Below are 12,913 nucleotides of genomic sequence, written 5' to 3' on the forward strand. Positions count from 1 at the left end.
TGCGGCTTTACGCACCAGGCGGCATGCCTGAGTCTTCGAACCTCTTCTCGAGATTGACGAATTTATTGTATTCCTTCACAAACGCCAGCTGGACAGTACCGACCGGGCCGTTACGCTGCTTGGCAATAATGATTTCGATGATGTTCTTGTCTTCTGATTCTTTATCATAATAATCGTCACGATACAGGAATGCCACGATATCGGCATCCTGCTCGATGCTTCCTGATTCACGGATGTCGGACATCATCGGGCGCTTATCCTGGCGCTGCTCCACTCCACGGGAAAGCTGGGACAGGGCGATGACGGGAACCTGTAGCTCACGCGCGAGTGCCTTCAGGGAACGGGAAATTTCCGATACTTCCTGCTGGCGGTTCTCGCCGGAGCGGCCGCTTCCTAAGATCAGCTGCAGATAGTCGATCAGGATCATGCCAAGGCCGTGCTCCTGCTTCAGGCGGCGGCACTTGGAACGGATTTCGGTGATCCTTACACCCGGCGTGTCATCGATGAAGATTCCTGCATTGGAAAGGCTTCCCATCGCCATCGTCAGCTTGCCCCAGTCATCATCTGTCAGGGAGCCGGTCCTGAGCCTTTGTGCGTCAATATTGCCTTCAGCGCAGAGCATACGCATGACAAGCTGCTCTGCACCCATCTCAAGACTGAAGATCGCAATGTTTTCATTTGTCTTGGTGGCAACATTCTGTGCGATATTCAGGGCAAAGGCCGTTTTACCAACCGAAGGACGGGCACCTACAATGATCAGGTCATTGCGCTGAAAGCCGGCCGTCATTTTATCCAGCTCGGCAAATCCCGTCGGAATCCCCGTAATATCCCCTTTGCGGTTGTGCATGACTTCAATATTATCGTAGGTGCGCACAAGCACATCTTTAATATTATGGAAGGCACCGGCATTTTTGCGCTGAGCCACCTCAAGAATGTTCTTTTCCGCCTCGCCGAGCAGGACTTCGACCTCATCCTCACGGGAATAGCCATCCTGGGCAATGCCTGTCGCGGTCCGGATCAATCTTCTGAGCAGCGACTTCTCCTCGACGATCCGCGCATAATATTCAATATTGGCCGCTGTCGGCACAGAGCCTGCCAATTCACTCAGGTAGCTGACGCCTCCTGTATCCTCCAGCAGCTTGGCAGCAGCCAGCTCCTCGGTTACAGTAACAAGGTCAACAGCCTTTCCTTCATCATTTAGCTTAAGCATCACATTGTAAATCTTCTGGTGGGCTGCCCGGTAGAAGTCTTCCGGGATCAGCATCTCAGATGCCAGCGTCAGAGATGCCGGCTCCAGGAAAATGGCACCAAGCACAGCCTGCTCCGCTTCTATGTTCTGCGGGGGCAGCCTGTCTGCAAACAGATCACTCATCTATTCCAACTCCCTCTTAATGCCTATCTATCTTTTTATCTATTAAAAATCTATGCAAAAATCCATTGAATGTGTTAAAAAGGCCGATTAAGCAGGAAAAATGTGATCAGCTTGGCACCGACCACATTTCTCTCAACTCTTATATTTTAACATGTTTATCTGTAAATGGAACTTCCAAAATTAGTTTACTTCTTTAACATGGACATTCAAAGTGGCTGTTACTTCTGTGTGAAGCTTTACAGGAACCTTTGTATAGCCGAGCGTGCGGATCGCATCGCTGAGCTCGATTTTGCGCTTATCGATTTTGATGCCGTTCTTTTTGTTGAGCTCTTCTGCAATCTGCTTGCTTGTGATTGAGCCGAACAATCTTCCGCCTTCACCTGATTTTGCTGAGAATTCGACGGTGATCTTTTCGAGCTTTTCTTTAAGTTCTTTCGCTTCTTCCAGTTCATTGGCCGCAACTTTTTCTTCTTTCTTTTTCTGTGCGCTCAATGTGCTGATATTCGCCTGGTTCGCTTCAATGGCAAGCCCCTGCTTCAGCAGGAAGTTATGGGCATAGCCGTCAGCTACGTTTTTGACTTCCCCTTTTTTTCCTTTTCCTTTAACATCTTTTAAGAAAATGACTTTCATTCTTTCCGTCTCCCTTCAAAGTAATCATCTATAGCCTGATGAAGGCGCTCTTCCGCCTCATCGACTGTTATGTCTGTCAGCTGAGTTGCTGCATTGGTGAGATGCCCTCCGCCCTCAAGGCTTTCCATGATGATCTGGACATTCACATCACCGAGCGAGCGGGCGCTGATCCCGACCAGATTATCTGCCCGTTTGGAGATGACAAAAGAGGCATCGATCCCATCCATTGTCAGGAGTGTATCGGCTGTCTGGGCGATCAGCACCTGATCGAACGACTGGTCAGGATTACCCTTTGCAATCGCCAGCCCTTCCCTGTAGAGGGATACTGTCTCGATCAGCTTGGCCCGCTTCACATAGGTGTCGACATCCTCTTTGAGGAACTTCTGGACAAGGACGGTATCCGCTCCCTGGCCGCGCAGATAGGAGGCGGCATCAAAGGTTCGGGCGCCGGTCCTGAGCGTAAAACTTTTCGTATCGACGATGATCCCGGCAAGCAGGGCAGTCGCTTCGAGCATTTCGATCCTGCCTTTCTTTGGCTGGTATTCAAGCAGCTCGGTGACCAGCTCCGCTGTCGAGGATGCATACGGCTCCATATAAACGAGCAGCGGATTCTTGATGAATTCCTCCCCGCGCCTGTGGTGGTCGATGACCACGACATGGTCAATCTTGCTGAGCAGTCGCTCTTCGATGACAAGCGATGGCTTATGGGTATCCACCACAACCAGCAGGGTGTCATCTGTTGCAATTTCAAGCGCCTCCTCAGGGCTGATAAAGCGAGAAAAGAGGGAATCGTTTTTGCGGATTTCCTTCATCATCCGCTGGACGCCTGTATCGATATCCTGGAAGTTCATGACCACATAGCCTTCGCACTGGTTCATCTCAGCTACCTTCAGGATGCCGATCGACGCGCCTACAGCGTCCATATCCGGACTTTTATGGCCCATGATGATGACTTTATCGCTTTCGGTGATCAATTCCTTCAGTGCATGGGAAATCACCCTTGCACGGACCCTCGTCCTTTTTTCAACAGGATTGGTCTTGCCGCCGAAGAATTTGACTTTCCCATTCGGCTGCTTGATGGCCACCTGGTCGCCGCCCCTGCCGAGGGCAAGGTCAAGGCTTGACTGTGCCAGTGACCCCAGTTCAGGCAGGGAAGAGACACCGGAGCCGACGCCAATGCTCAAGGTGAGCGGGACATTTTGGGTCGAGCTTGTTTCCCGTACATCGTCGAGAATCGTGAACTTTCCTCTTTCAAGCAGCTGAAGAATGTTTTCATTAAACACCGCGATGAAGCGCTCAGACGAAATCCTTTTCAAGAAGACGCCATTGTCTGTCGCCCACTTATTCAGGAGGGAGGTAACAAGATTGTTGAGGCTGCTCCTCGTCTGGTCGTCCATCCCCTGTGTCAGCTCATCATAATTATCTAAGAAGATGATGGCCAGCACGGTCCTTTCATCTTCATACTGCTTTTCAATTTCCGTCTGCTCGGTCACGTCAAAGAAATACAGGAGCCGTTCATCCGGCTTATGTATGACCCTGAATTTCCTTTCATGGAGGGTGATGATCTCCGACTCCACCTCTTGCTTGATCAAAGGGACGAGTGTTTCTGCTGCATCATAAAGCGATCTTCCGACCAGTGTATCTTCATCAAAGCAGGAAGCAAGGAACGGATTGGTCCATTCGATATACAGCTCTTCATTGAAGAGCATGATTCCGATCGGCATTTCCATCAGGGCTTCTTCGCCTACTTTTTTGACACGGTATGAGAGTGTTGATATATACTCTTCAGTTTCCCGGCGCTGGCGATAATCTATCATAAAAATGAAATAGAATGGCAGCACAATCAGCAGCACGCCTGCCAGGCCAAGGATCCAGTTGTAATATGCCAATATCCCAAGGACCACCACTGTTATACCCATCAGCCAATATAGCGGATAGCGGATGGATCGCTTTTCTAAATACGATGGCATGTTTTCAGCTCCTACAGTAGTGTCAGACTTTTTCTTTTAACCATTTTTTCAAATTAAATCCTAAGTCAATTATACCTAATATCCTGATAATATAAAGGAGAAAAGGCAGGATGAAGCTCAGGACCGCGGCTGTGACCGGCACGGCCTTTGGATAGCCTTTCATGTGGCAGAAATAAAAGATGAGCGAGAGCCCCTGCACAATCATAAGCAGCTGCAGGATAAAGCTCAGGTTTATGAATGCATCAAAAAGAACCGTCCCTTCCTCCGGTCTCAGAAGGAGAGCCGCAATAATGGTGATCAGGTAATACCAGAGTACGCTCTTAGGCAGAGACAGATTTCTGAACTGGCCCCATTTTTCCGTATTCACTCCAAACCGCTTTACAATCGGCAGGGATACTGCCTGGAGAATCAGGACATTGATAAAGGATGCCATGATCAATAAGCTTGGAATCAGCGTCTCAGTCATTTCAATACCGCTGTACAGCTGTTCTGTCATCTTCTCATCGAGCGGCTGACCGAAGTTCTCCATCAAAGAAATGGCTTTGTCGACAGACTGCTTTAAGAGATCAAACGATTCTTTAATCACATTCATCTCAAAAAACTGGACCGCTATCCCGTACTGGGCAACAAGCAGGATCAGGAAGGCAAGAGAGCTTGCCATATACGTGCTGAACCGTGACTTTTTCTCCCGGATAAAGTCCCCAATTACTGTTCCTGTTATACCATAGAGCAGCGCGAGCGGAATCGCCAGGATCGTCCCGACAATCAGTGAAATGAGGATGCCGCCTGTCAAAAAGACCAGAGAGCTTTTACGGTCATTCGTTGCAGCAAACAATATAAACGGCGCTGCCAAAAACAAATTCGTGACGACCCCCAGGACGGGGACGTAAAGGGTAAGCAGCATCAGGACAGCAAACACTGCCAGCATGACGGCACCCGAAGTCAACTTATGGACGTTCTTCACTGCTTCACCTCTCAAATTTCTTTATACAACGCTGCAGTCAGCAGCAGGTTAAAGACATATTCCTATTACTATTTTATCGGGTATGAAGGCTTGGTTCAACCTTTCGAAATGCGGAAGCGGCTTGCCCAGAGCCGATAAGCATAAGACGTGCCAGAATAAAAGGCGTTCTTTGCCTTTAATTCCCAAGTGGCTTATGACTCGAGGGGCTAGGCTTTGGAGCTGGACAAGAAATGCGGAGGCTGCTTGTTCAATCCCGGCAGACTTCCATAACACCCATCTATGTATCAAAAAAAGAAGGACACCCATAAGGCGCCCTTCTTTATCATCTATTATTCACCTGAAACGTAAGGCAGTAATGCCATGATACGCGCACGCTTGATAGCAACAGTCAATTTACGTTGGTATTTAGCGTTTGTACCAGTTACACGGCGAGGTAAAATTTTACCGCGCTCAGAGATGAATTTTTTCAGAAGATCTACATCTTTGTAGTCGATGTGAGTGATTCCGTTTGCTGTGAAGTAGCAAACTTTACGGCGCTTTGCACGTCCGCCTCTGCGTCCTCCTCCAAATGCCATGTCATTTCCCTCCTTTTGGTTTTAGTATCGTGTACCCGTCCAATCAAGGAGATCAGAATGGCAGATCGTCATCAGAGATGTCGATTTGGCCATCATTTGCGAATGGATCTTCATCCACGCGCGTATATCCTTGATTGCGGTTATTGTTTTGTCGCTGATTCTGATCATTATTTCCATATGGGAAATCCTGTTCTCTTGAAGGACCGCCATAGTTTCCGTCATTACGGCCGCCGCTTGGGGCGCCGCCTGAAGCATTTCTCGGCTCCAGGAACTGAACGCTGTCTGCCATTACTTCGGTAACGTAGACGCGCTTGCCGTCCTGTCCCTCATAGCTGCGGGTCTGGAGGCGTCCGTCAACGCCGGCAAGGCTTCCTTTTTTGAGGAAGTTTGCTACGTTTTCAGCTGGACGGCGCCAGATCACACAGTTGATGAAGTCAGCTTCCCTTTCTCCCTGCTGATTCGTAAAAGTACGGTTAACAGCAAGTGTGAAGGAAGCAACGGGAACTCCATTTGGCGTGTACCTTAACTCAGGATCTTTCGTTAAACGTCCGACAAGAACAACACGGTTCATCATCAGAATCAACTCCTTCCTTATTTAAAACTAGTCTATTTCAAGTCTTACTTTTCGTCTTTAACAACCATGTGGCGGATGATATCTTCGCTGATTTTAGCAAGGCGAGTGAACTCGTCCACTGCAGCAGCTTCCGCATTCAGGGTGATCAACTGGTAGTAGCCATCACGGAAATCGTTGATTTCGTAAGCCAGGCGGCGTTTGCCCCAGTCTTTTGATTCAGTCAGTTCCGCACCATTATCAGTCAGGATAGAGTTAAAACGCTCAACAAGAGCCTTTTTAGCCTCATCTTCAATGTTTGGACGGATGACGTACATGATTTCGTACTTTCTCATCTCATTACACCTCCTTTTGGTCTAAGCGGCCCATTCGGGCAAGGAGTAACTATTCATTACTCACAAGTTGAAATTATAGCATATATACGGAAGGAAAGCAATCTTCCTCCCCAAAAAGAAAAAACCTCATTCCGAGGTATATTCATCATATCATATTCTATTGGACAATTTCCATTCTTTTATCCCAAATTCCGGAAGCGGTATTCATCCTCATATGCAATCTCTTTATATTCCGCCAGCAGCTGGTCCATGATTGCTTCCCACGACTGGCGCTCAGCAAACTTTCTCGCTTCCCGGGACATGCTTGCGAGCTTGGCCGGATTTTCAAGCAGCTCCTGTATGGCATCTGCAAATGATTCGCTGCTGCCTGCCGGGCATATCCGGCCGGTCCTGCAGTCCGAGATGATTTCCGCCGGGCCGCCTTTGTCTGCCACCACAGCAGGAGTGCCAGATGAGAGGGCTTCAAGGACCACGTTTCCAAAGGTTTCAGTAGAGGAGGGGAAGACAAGCAAATCGGCTGCTGCATATAGGCCGGCCAGCTCTTCGCCTGTGACATAGCCGGTCATTGTCACATCACCCCTGCCGGCAGTTTCCTTTGCGAAAGGATGGAACTCAGGTCCGTCGCCGACGATCAGCCAGTGCACCCGCTCCCGGATTCCTTCCGGGATGCATCCCATTGTTTTGAGCAGGGTTCCAAGATCCTTTTCCGGTGCAAGCCTGCCGGCATAAAGGAGGATATGGGGCTCCTTTATCCCAAATTTCCTCCTGGCTGCCTCCCTATCCCTATCAGGATGGAACAGCCGGCTGTCGACACCGCGCGTCCAAAGGGATACTGAATGCATCCCCTGGGCTTCAAGGATTCTTTTCGTATCTTTCGACGGGACGAAAATGCGCCGGAAGGAACGGTGGAACCATTTCATATACTTCCAGAACAGGGGAGAGAGCCATTGGCATTTATAAAGCTTTAAGTATTGATCAAAATGTGTGTGGTAGGAGCCGGTGACAGGAATGCCCAGCTTATTGGCCGCATGGATTCCGTAAAGACCCATTGTCAGCGGGGTGGCTATATGGACGATGTCGGGAGAAAACTTCTGCAGCTTCTCCGTTATTTTGCGGGGATTGGCCACGGCCGTTCTGCATTCAGGGTAAAAAAGGAAAGGAATGCTCAGAAACTCGGCTGCGTTCGGATAGGAGATGCCTTCAGCGGTACCTGGTATAAAAAGCATGTACTCTATATTCCGCTTTTCAAGATGGTCTGTGAGCCGCTTCAGCGTGTTAGCCACACCATTAATCTGGGGATAAAAAGTATCAGAAAAAATCGCCACCTTCACTCTCATTCCTCCTCAATATTAAAATGACTGGACCATGACTGCTAAAAAGATGCCTGCACCTGTGCCAAGAATAGATCCTGCCGCAATATCGGTAGGATAATGGACGCCAAGCACAACTCTCGAAAGGGCGACAAGACCAGCAGCTGCCAGTAAAGCAGGAGCGAATGGAGGGAAAAGAATGCTGTAAGGAACTGCCAGGGAAAAGGCGGCTGTCGAATGCCCCGACGGAAAAGAATGATCTTTGAAACGAAATCCATGCACACGGACACCGGAAAGCACCTGAAAGGGACGTATCCTCTTAACGGCCCGCTTGATCAGGACGGCGGCAAGATGGCTTGCTCCAAGGGAGAGCGACGCAGCTGCTGCGGGCCGGAAAAGGGAAGGAGGTCCTGCCAGCATAAGAATCAGCTGCAGACAGACCGTAAACCGTGCACCGCCCAAATGGGTCAGCATTTGAAAAAAACGGATGAAAGCTGCCTCTGACCTGCTATTGCAATAATGAAACCATAGCTCATCCTGCCTTCGGATCCAGGCTCTAGCACGGCTCATCACACATCCTCCTTTAGCGTTTTCTTCTACTTCATTGTAAAAAGAATGTGTAACAGCCATTTGAATTCCGTGTAAATTTATTGTTAATCAGCCAGGAAAGGTGGAGGGCGCTTGCTCAGCCCCGACACTCGAGGGTCTAGCGCCCGGAGCTGGACCATTGCAAAGCGGAGGTGGTGTTCAGCCGCGACAAACTATGAGGCACTCTATTCACATTTGATTGTGTCAGAGTATCTCAAGATGCTTTCATAAGGTATTCTGACACTCCTTCCCCTTCTACAGAGTACCTCAGCCCCCAGCGACCACCCCTGCACCCCCAGCCCAACAAAAAAAGCCCCCAAAAGCGGGAGCCTCTCATCATACTTATTAAACATTAAAGCGGAAATGGATGATATCTCCGTCTTTAACAATATATTCTTTACCTTCCAGACGGACTTTCCCTGCTTCTTTCGCAGCTGCCATTGTTTTAGCTTCCAGCAGGTCATCGTAGTGGACAGTTTCTGCCCTAATGAAGCCTCTTTCAAAGTCTGTATGGATGATGCCGGCACACTGAGGCGCCTTCATGCCCTTGCGGAATGTCCAGGCGCGGACTTCCTGCACACCTGCCGTGAAATAAGTGGCAAGGTCAAGGAGGTGGTAAGCTGAGCGGATCAACTGGTCAAGGCCTGATTCCTCGATGCCAAGCTCTTCAAGGAACATCTGCTTTTCTTCGCCTTCCAGCTCGGCGATTTCAGATTCGATTTTCGCACAGACCACGATTACTTCGGCATTGTCCTTCTCTGCAAAGTCCCTGACGCTCTGGACGTATTCGTTTGACGAAGGATCTGCCACATCGTCTTCCCCGACATTGGCTACATACAGGACAGGCTTGATAGTCAAGAGGTGAAGGTTCTTGGCGATTTTATGCTGCTCTTCTGTGAACTCCACAGTGCGGGCAGGCTTGTCCGCTTCGAACGCATCCTTCAGCAATTCAAGGACTTCAAGTTCAGCGACAGCTTCTTTGTCCTTCTGCTTTGCCATTTTGCCGACGCGGGCAATGCGCTTCTCAACAGATTCAAGGTCAGCAAGGATCAGCTCGAGATTGATGGTTTCGATATCGGAAATCGGATCGACCTTCCCGGATACGTGCGTGATATTATCATCAGCAAAGCAGCGGACAACCTGGCAGATTGCATCCACTTCACGGATATGTGAAAGGAATTTATTCCCGAGGCCTTCCCCTTTGCTGGCGCCTTTTACAATTCCGGCGATGTCTGTGAATTCGAATGTTGTCGGTACAGTTTTCTTCGGCTGAACAAGCTCTGTCAGCTTGTTCAGACGGTGGTCAGGAACCTCAACAATTCCCACATTCGGGTCAATCGTACAAAACGGATAGTTGGCAGATTCCGCACCTGCCTGTGTTATTGCATTAAATAATGTAGATTTACCAACGTTCGGCAAGCCTACAATCCCAGCTGTTAATGCCATGCCAGTCACTCCTCAACTTTTATTTCAGCATCTATTTCAAAAACTGTGAAATCTATTTTCATAAGGCTGTTTTTCATTTCATAAAATTGGACAAGCCTCCCACAATTATAGAGATTTGCCGGAGAAAAGACAAGTGCATCACTTTCCAGAAAAAAGAAGCATGACTATTCTTCATGCTTCACAAGGATTTTCTTCATTTTCCGGCTGAATTCTTTTCGCGGGATCATGACGCTGTGCGAGCATCCCTCGCATTTGATGCGGATATCCATGCCGAGGCGGATGATTTTCCACCGGTTGGCCCCGCACGGATGGGCTTTTTTCATCTCTACTACATCATTCAGGCCATATTCTTTTGGTTCCATGGTTTTTCCTCCTATGCTTTTCCCGTGCTTTTTTCAGGCTTTTCTTCCTGGCGCGAGTACATGACCAGGCGCGGGAACGGAATTTCGATGCCATGTGCATCAAGGGCCATCTTGATTTCCTTCCTTAGCTGTCTGGCGATAAAGAAATGCTTCATCGGCATTGTCTCCGCCGTCACCCGGATGACCACATCTGATGCGGCCAGGTTCTGGATACCTAATATTTCAGGCGTCTTGACCATATCTTCATATTTTTCGGGCAGGGTTTCCAGGAGGTCCTTAAGCACCTGCTCAGCCTTCTGGATATCCCCTTCATACGCAATACTCACATCCACAAAAGCCACACTGTTATGAAGTGAGAAATTGGTCACCTGGACGATACTTCCGTTAGGAAGGATGTGAAGCTCGCCTGTCCAGCTCTTAATTTTTGTTGTCCGGAGGCCGATTTCCTCCACGGTTCCCTCGAATTGGTCGACCCTGATATAATCGCCGACCGAAAACTGGTCTTCAAATATGATGAAAAAGCCGGTGATGATATCCTTCACAAGGTTCTGGGCGCCGAAGCCGACAGCAAGCCCCACAATCCCGGCACCGGCAAGAAGGGCCCCCACATCAATCGTCAAGGTTGAGAGAATCATCATGATCATGATGAACGACACCACATATGTCAGGACATTTTCAAGAAGCTTGACGAGGGTCGCTTCCCGGCGGTGGCTGATCCGGAGCGGCGAATGGCTCCGCACGGCAAAGACCTTGCGGATAGCTGCCCGGCCGATCCTGATGATCAGGCTGGACACAATCAGAATCGCGATGATTTTCAGAAATCCCAGGCCAATGCCACTCCACATCTTTTCATCGGACAGCTGATCCTTAATTCCCTGAAGCATTTTTTCTGTAGAAGTCATGGTTTCACCCGCTTACTTTTAGTGAATTATATAAGAAAATCGCCAGCGCCTTATCAATGGACTCTCAATAAGATTGCGCGGCGTTCAACAAGCGTCTGCAAGATTTCGCCTCAAGCCTGAACCCCGAGTTCATAGGCGCAGCTGGCCGCCAGCAGCCGAAGTTCAAAATTATACTTTCTTATCTTATAAAATTAAATCCATTTTAACAATTTGCAGGAATTTTTTACAGTCTGACATGTGATGGCTTCCATGAAATTCTTTTTCAATTCCTATAAAACCATCTCCGCATGCGCAAATGCCCTTTAACCCATTAAAGGATCGTCCAGACTTTCAGAAAGCACACTAAGATATGAATCTCTGTTTATCTTTTTACTGATGCAGGTATGTATAGATTACAAAATTTTTCCGTATACTGTTACTACCATAATGAGGGAGTGGAACCAATGAACATAAGAACGAATTTATTTGAAAAAAAGGCCAGCAGTGCCCGCGTTGTCCATGATGAACAGGATGCTGCAAACAAGCTGGCTGCAGAGCTTTTAGATTTCATGCCCCCAGGCATCGGTGTACGCCCTGTCGTTTTTGTCTGCATCGGCACTGACCGCTCTACCGGAGATTCATTGGGCCCTCTCGTCGGCACACTTCTGGAGGAAAAGGCAGTGGCACCCTTTCATGTATACGGAACGCTGGATGATCCGATCCATGCCGTGAATCTGGAAGAAAAACTGAAGGAAATTAAGGAATCGCATGTACGCCCCTATATCATCGGAATTGACGCATGCCTTGGCCGCCTGAAGAGTGTGGGCGTCATCCAGGTCGGATCCGGTCCGGTCAAGCCGGGAGCGGGCGTGAACAAAGAGCTCCCTGAGGTAGGCGATATGCATATCACCGGAATTGTGAATGTGAGCGGATTTATGGAATTCTTCGTACTGCAGAATACCAGGCTGAATCTTGTGCTAAGGATGGCGAAGACCATTGCTGCCGGAATCCATGAAGCGAGCCTGAACGCAAGATTTAAGCAGGCATGGCCGCGCATCAGCTGGGATCTGGGAACAGTGGAACAGGCAAAACTGAATCAATAGAGAAGAGGATGGACAGACAACTGCCGTCCACCCTCTGTCAAGCAAGCTGATGGTAAAAATAGATTGATGTAACGATAACAGCCGTCACAAGGATGCCGGGCAGAAGATTAGCCACCCTGATCTTCGTCAATCCTGTCAGATTCAGCCCGATTGCAAAGATCATTACCCCGCCCGCTGCTGTCATTTCAAGAATGAACTGGTCCATCAGTGCCTGGGGGACAAACCGGTCTATCTGGGTCGCAAAAAGGGCAATCAGTCCTTCATAAAGGACAACTGGTATTGCTGAAAAGATAACGCCGATCCCAAGGGTAGTGGTCAAAATCAGCGCCGTAAAGCCGTCGATGATTGACTTCGTGTACAGAACATCATGGTCGTCGCGGATGCCGCTGTCCAATGCCCCGATGATTGCCATAGCTCCGATTACAAAAATAAGGGTTGCTGTCACAAAGCCCTGTGAGATGCTGCCCTGTCCATTTGAACCAATCTTTCTCTCCAGCCAAATGCCGACTGCATTGAGCTTATCCTCAAGCCCAAGCCACTCGCCGATCACAGCCCCAAGCACAAGACTCAGTATGACAATCAGGAAATTATCACTTTTGAAGCCCATCTGCAGGCCAAGGACAATGACTGCCAGTCCAATCGCATACATGACGGTGCCTTTCATGCTTTCCGGGATGCGATGGAGGAGCTTGCCGAGAAGCGTGCCGATCACAATCAGCAGTCCATTCACTAATGTGCCTAATAAAAACATTGTATTTCACCTTTATCTGTATAGTAGTTTATGAAAAAAGAAGAAAAAGCCATCC

At 48.8% G+C, this 12,913-nt stretch carries 14 protein-coding genes; 1 reads left to right on the top strand and 13 read right to left on the bottom strand.

Annotated elements, in window-relative coordinates; all coding sequences use genetic code 11:
- Nucleotides 1-7: 7 nt before the first annotated feature.
- From dnaB to ACQCVH_RS09120, 12 genes are all read right to left on the bottom strand, one after another.
- Nucleotides 8-1,372 carry a replicative DNA helicase gene (gene dnaB / locus ACQCVH_RS09065; RefSeq protein ID WP_426835392.1) on the bottom strand — a complete coding sequence of 455 codons (1,365 nt, stop codon included), beginning with the start codon at nucleotides 1,370-1,372 and terminating at the stop codon, nucleotides 8-10.
- Nucleotides 1,373-1,552: 180 nt separating this feature from the next.
- Nucleotides 1,553-2,002 carry a 50S ribosomal protein L9 gene (gene rplI / locus ACQCVH_RS09070; protein ID WP_009791713.1) on the bottom strand — a complete coding sequence of 150 codons (450 nt, stop codon included), beginning with the start codon at nucleotides 2,000-2,002 and terminating at the stop codon, nucleotides 1,553-1,555.
- Nucleotides 1,999-3,972 (bottom strand): DHH family phosphoesterase, encoded by a 1,974-nt coding sequence (locus tag ACQCVH_RS09075; protein ID WP_426835393.1) that lies wholly within the window; start codon nucleotides 3,970-3,972, stop codon nucleotides 1,999-2,001. The genes rplI and ACQCVH_RS09075 overlap by 4 nt, the downstream gene beginning before the upstream one ends.
- Nucleotides 3,973-3,994: 22 nt before the next feature.
- On the bottom strand, nucleotides 3,995-4,936 hold the full coding sequence (locus tag ACQCVH_RS09080) for a YybS family protein (protein WP_426835394.1): 942 nt from the start codon (nucleotides 4,934-4,936) through the stop codon (nucleotides 3,995-3,997).
- 329 nt (nucleotides 4,937-5,265) lie between these two features.
- Nucleotides 5,266-5,511: a 30S ribosomal protein S18 gene (gene rpsR / locus ACQCVH_RS09085; protein ID WP_009796290.1), complete on the bottom strand. Its 246-nt coding sequence runs from the start codon at nucleotides 5,509-5,511 to the stop codon at nucleotides 5,266-5,268.
- A 52-nt stretch (nucleotides 5,512-5,563) separates the two neighbouring features.
- Nucleotides 5,564-6,085, bottom strand: a complete 522-nt coding sequence (ssb, locus tag ACQCVH_RS09090; protein ID WP_022544627.1) for a single-stranded DNA-binding protein — start codon at nucleotides 6,083-6,085, stop codon at nucleotides 5,564-5,566.
- Nucleotides 6,086-6,129: 44 nt separating this feature from the next.
- On the bottom strand, nucleotides 6,130-6,417 hold the full coding sequence (gene rpsF, locus ACQCVH_RS09095) for a 30S ribosomal protein S6 (protein ID WP_426835395.1): 288 nt from the start codon (nucleotides 6,415-6,417) through the stop codon (nucleotides 6,130-6,132).
- Nucleotides 6,418-6,596: 179 nt separating this feature from the next.
- Nucleotides 6,597-7,754 (bottom strand): glycosyltransferase family 4 protein, encoded by a 1,158-nt coding sequence (locus ACQCVH_RS09100; RefSeq protein WP_426835396.1) that lies wholly within the window; start codon nucleotides 7,752-7,754, stop codon nucleotides 6,597-6,599.
- A 12-nt stretch (nucleotides 7,755-7,766) separates the two neighbouring features.
- The gene (locus tag ACQCVH_RS09105; RefSeq protein ID WP_426835397.1) at nucleotides 7,767-8,297 is read right to left on the bottom strand and encodes a phosphatase PAP2 family protein; all 531 of its coding nucleotides are present in this window, start codon (nucleotides 8,295-8,297) and stop codon (nucleotides 7,767-7,769) included.
- A gap of 363 nt (nucleotides 8,298-8,660) precedes the next feature.
- A complete protein-coding gene (gene ychF, locus ACQCVH_RS09110) occupies nucleotides 8,661-9,761 on the bottom strand; it encodes a redox-regulated ATPase YchF (RefSeq protein ID WP_257993037.1) in 1,101 nt (366 codons plus the stop codon).
- 164 nt (nucleotides 9,762-9,925) lie between these two features.
- Entirely contained in the window at nucleotides 9,926-10,123 is a 198-nt protein-coding gene (locus tag ACQCVH_RS09115; protein WP_022544631.1) for a DUF951 domain-containing protein, read from the bottom strand.
- Nucleotides 10,124-10,134: 11 nt separating this feature from the next.
- The gene (locus ACQCVH_RS09120) at nucleotides 10,135-11,025 is read right to left on the bottom strand and encodes a mechanosensitive ion channel family protein (protein ID WP_426835398.1); all 891 of its coding nucleotides are present in this window, start codon (nucleotides 11,023-11,025) and stop codon (nucleotides 10,135-10,137) included.
- A gap of 443 nt (nucleotides 11,026-11,468) precedes the next feature.
- Between ACQCVH_RS09120 and yyaC the strand changes: the two genes are divergently transcribed.
- The gene (gene yyaC, locus ACQCVH_RS09125; RefSeq protein ID WP_426835399.1) at nucleotides 11,469-12,107 is read left to right on the top strand and encodes a spore protease YyaC; all 639 of its coding nucleotides are present in this window, start codon (nucleotides 11,469-11,471) and stop codon (nucleotides 12,105-12,107) included.
- 37 nt (nucleotides 12,108-12,144) lie between these two features.
- Here yyaC and ACQCVH_RS09130 read toward each other — a convergent pair whose 3' ends face one another.
- Complete coding sequence (locus ACQCVH_RS09130) at nucleotides 12,145-12,858, bottom strand: DUF554 domain-containing protein (RefSeq protein WP_426835400.1); 714 nt, start codon at nucleotides 12,856-12,858, stop codon at nucleotides 12,145-12,147.
- Between the last annotated feature and the right edge of the window lie 55 nt (nucleotides 12,859-12,913).

Source organism: Bacillus infantis (genome assembly GCF_050107595.1).
GTDB classification, from domain to species: Bacteria; Bacillota; Bacilli; order Bacillales; family Cytobacillaceae; genus Bacillus_AB; species Bacillus_AB infantis_C.

Bases quoted from the DNA above. Each gene is read 5' to 3' on its own strand.
- dnaB (WP_426835392.1), bottom strand. From the start codon at position 1,372: ATGAGTGATCTGTTTGCAGACAGGCTGCCCCCGCAGAACATAGAAGCG.
- rplI (WP_009791713.1), bottom strand. From the start codon at position 2,002: ATGAAAGTCATTTTCTTAAAAGATGTTAAAGGAAAAGGAAAAAAAGGG.
- ACQCVH_RS09075 (WP_426835393.1), bottom strand. From the start codon at position 3,972: ATGCCATCGTATTTAGAAAAGCGATCCATCCGCTATCCGCTATATTGG.
- rpsR (WP_009796290.1), bottom strand. From the start codon at position 5,511: ATGGCATTTGGAGGAGGACGCAGAGGCGGACGTGCAAAGCGCCGTAAA.
- ssb (WP_022544627.1), bottom strand. From the start codon at position 6,085: ATGATGAACCGTGTTGTTCTTGTCGGACGTTTAACGAAAGATCCTGAG.
- rpsF (WP_426835395.1), bottom strand. From the start codon at position 6,417: ATGAGAAAGTACGAAATCATGTACGTCATCCGTCCAAACATTGAAGAT.
- ACQCVH_RS09100 (WP_426835396.1), bottom strand. From the start codon at position 7,754: ATGAGAGTGAAGGTGGCGATTTTTTCTGATACTTTTTATCCCCAGATT.
- ACQCVH_RS09105 (WP_426835397.1), bottom strand. From the start codon at position 8,297: ATGAGCCGTGCTAGAGCCTGGATCCGAAGGCAGGATGAGCTATGGTTT.
- ychF (WP_257993037.1), bottom strand. From the start codon at position 9,761: ATGGCATTAACAGCTGGGATTGTAGGCTTGCCGAACGTTGGTAAATCT.
- ACQCVH_RS09115 (WP_022544631.1), bottom strand. From the start codon at position 10,123: ATGGAACCAAAAGAATATGGCCTGAATGATGTAGTAGAGATGAAAAAA.
- ACQCVH_RS09120 (WP_426835398.1), bottom strand. From the start codon at position 11,025: ATGACTTCTACAGAAAAAATGCTTCAGGGAATTAAGGATCAGCTGTCC.
- yyaC (WP_426835399.1), top strand. From the start codon at position 11,469: ATGAACATAAGAACGAATTTATTTGAAAAAAAGGCCAGCAGTGCCCGC.
- ACQCVH_RS09130 (WP_426835400.1), bottom strand. From the start codon at position 12,858: ATGTTTTTATTAGGCACATTAGTGAATGGACTGCTGATTGTGATCGGC.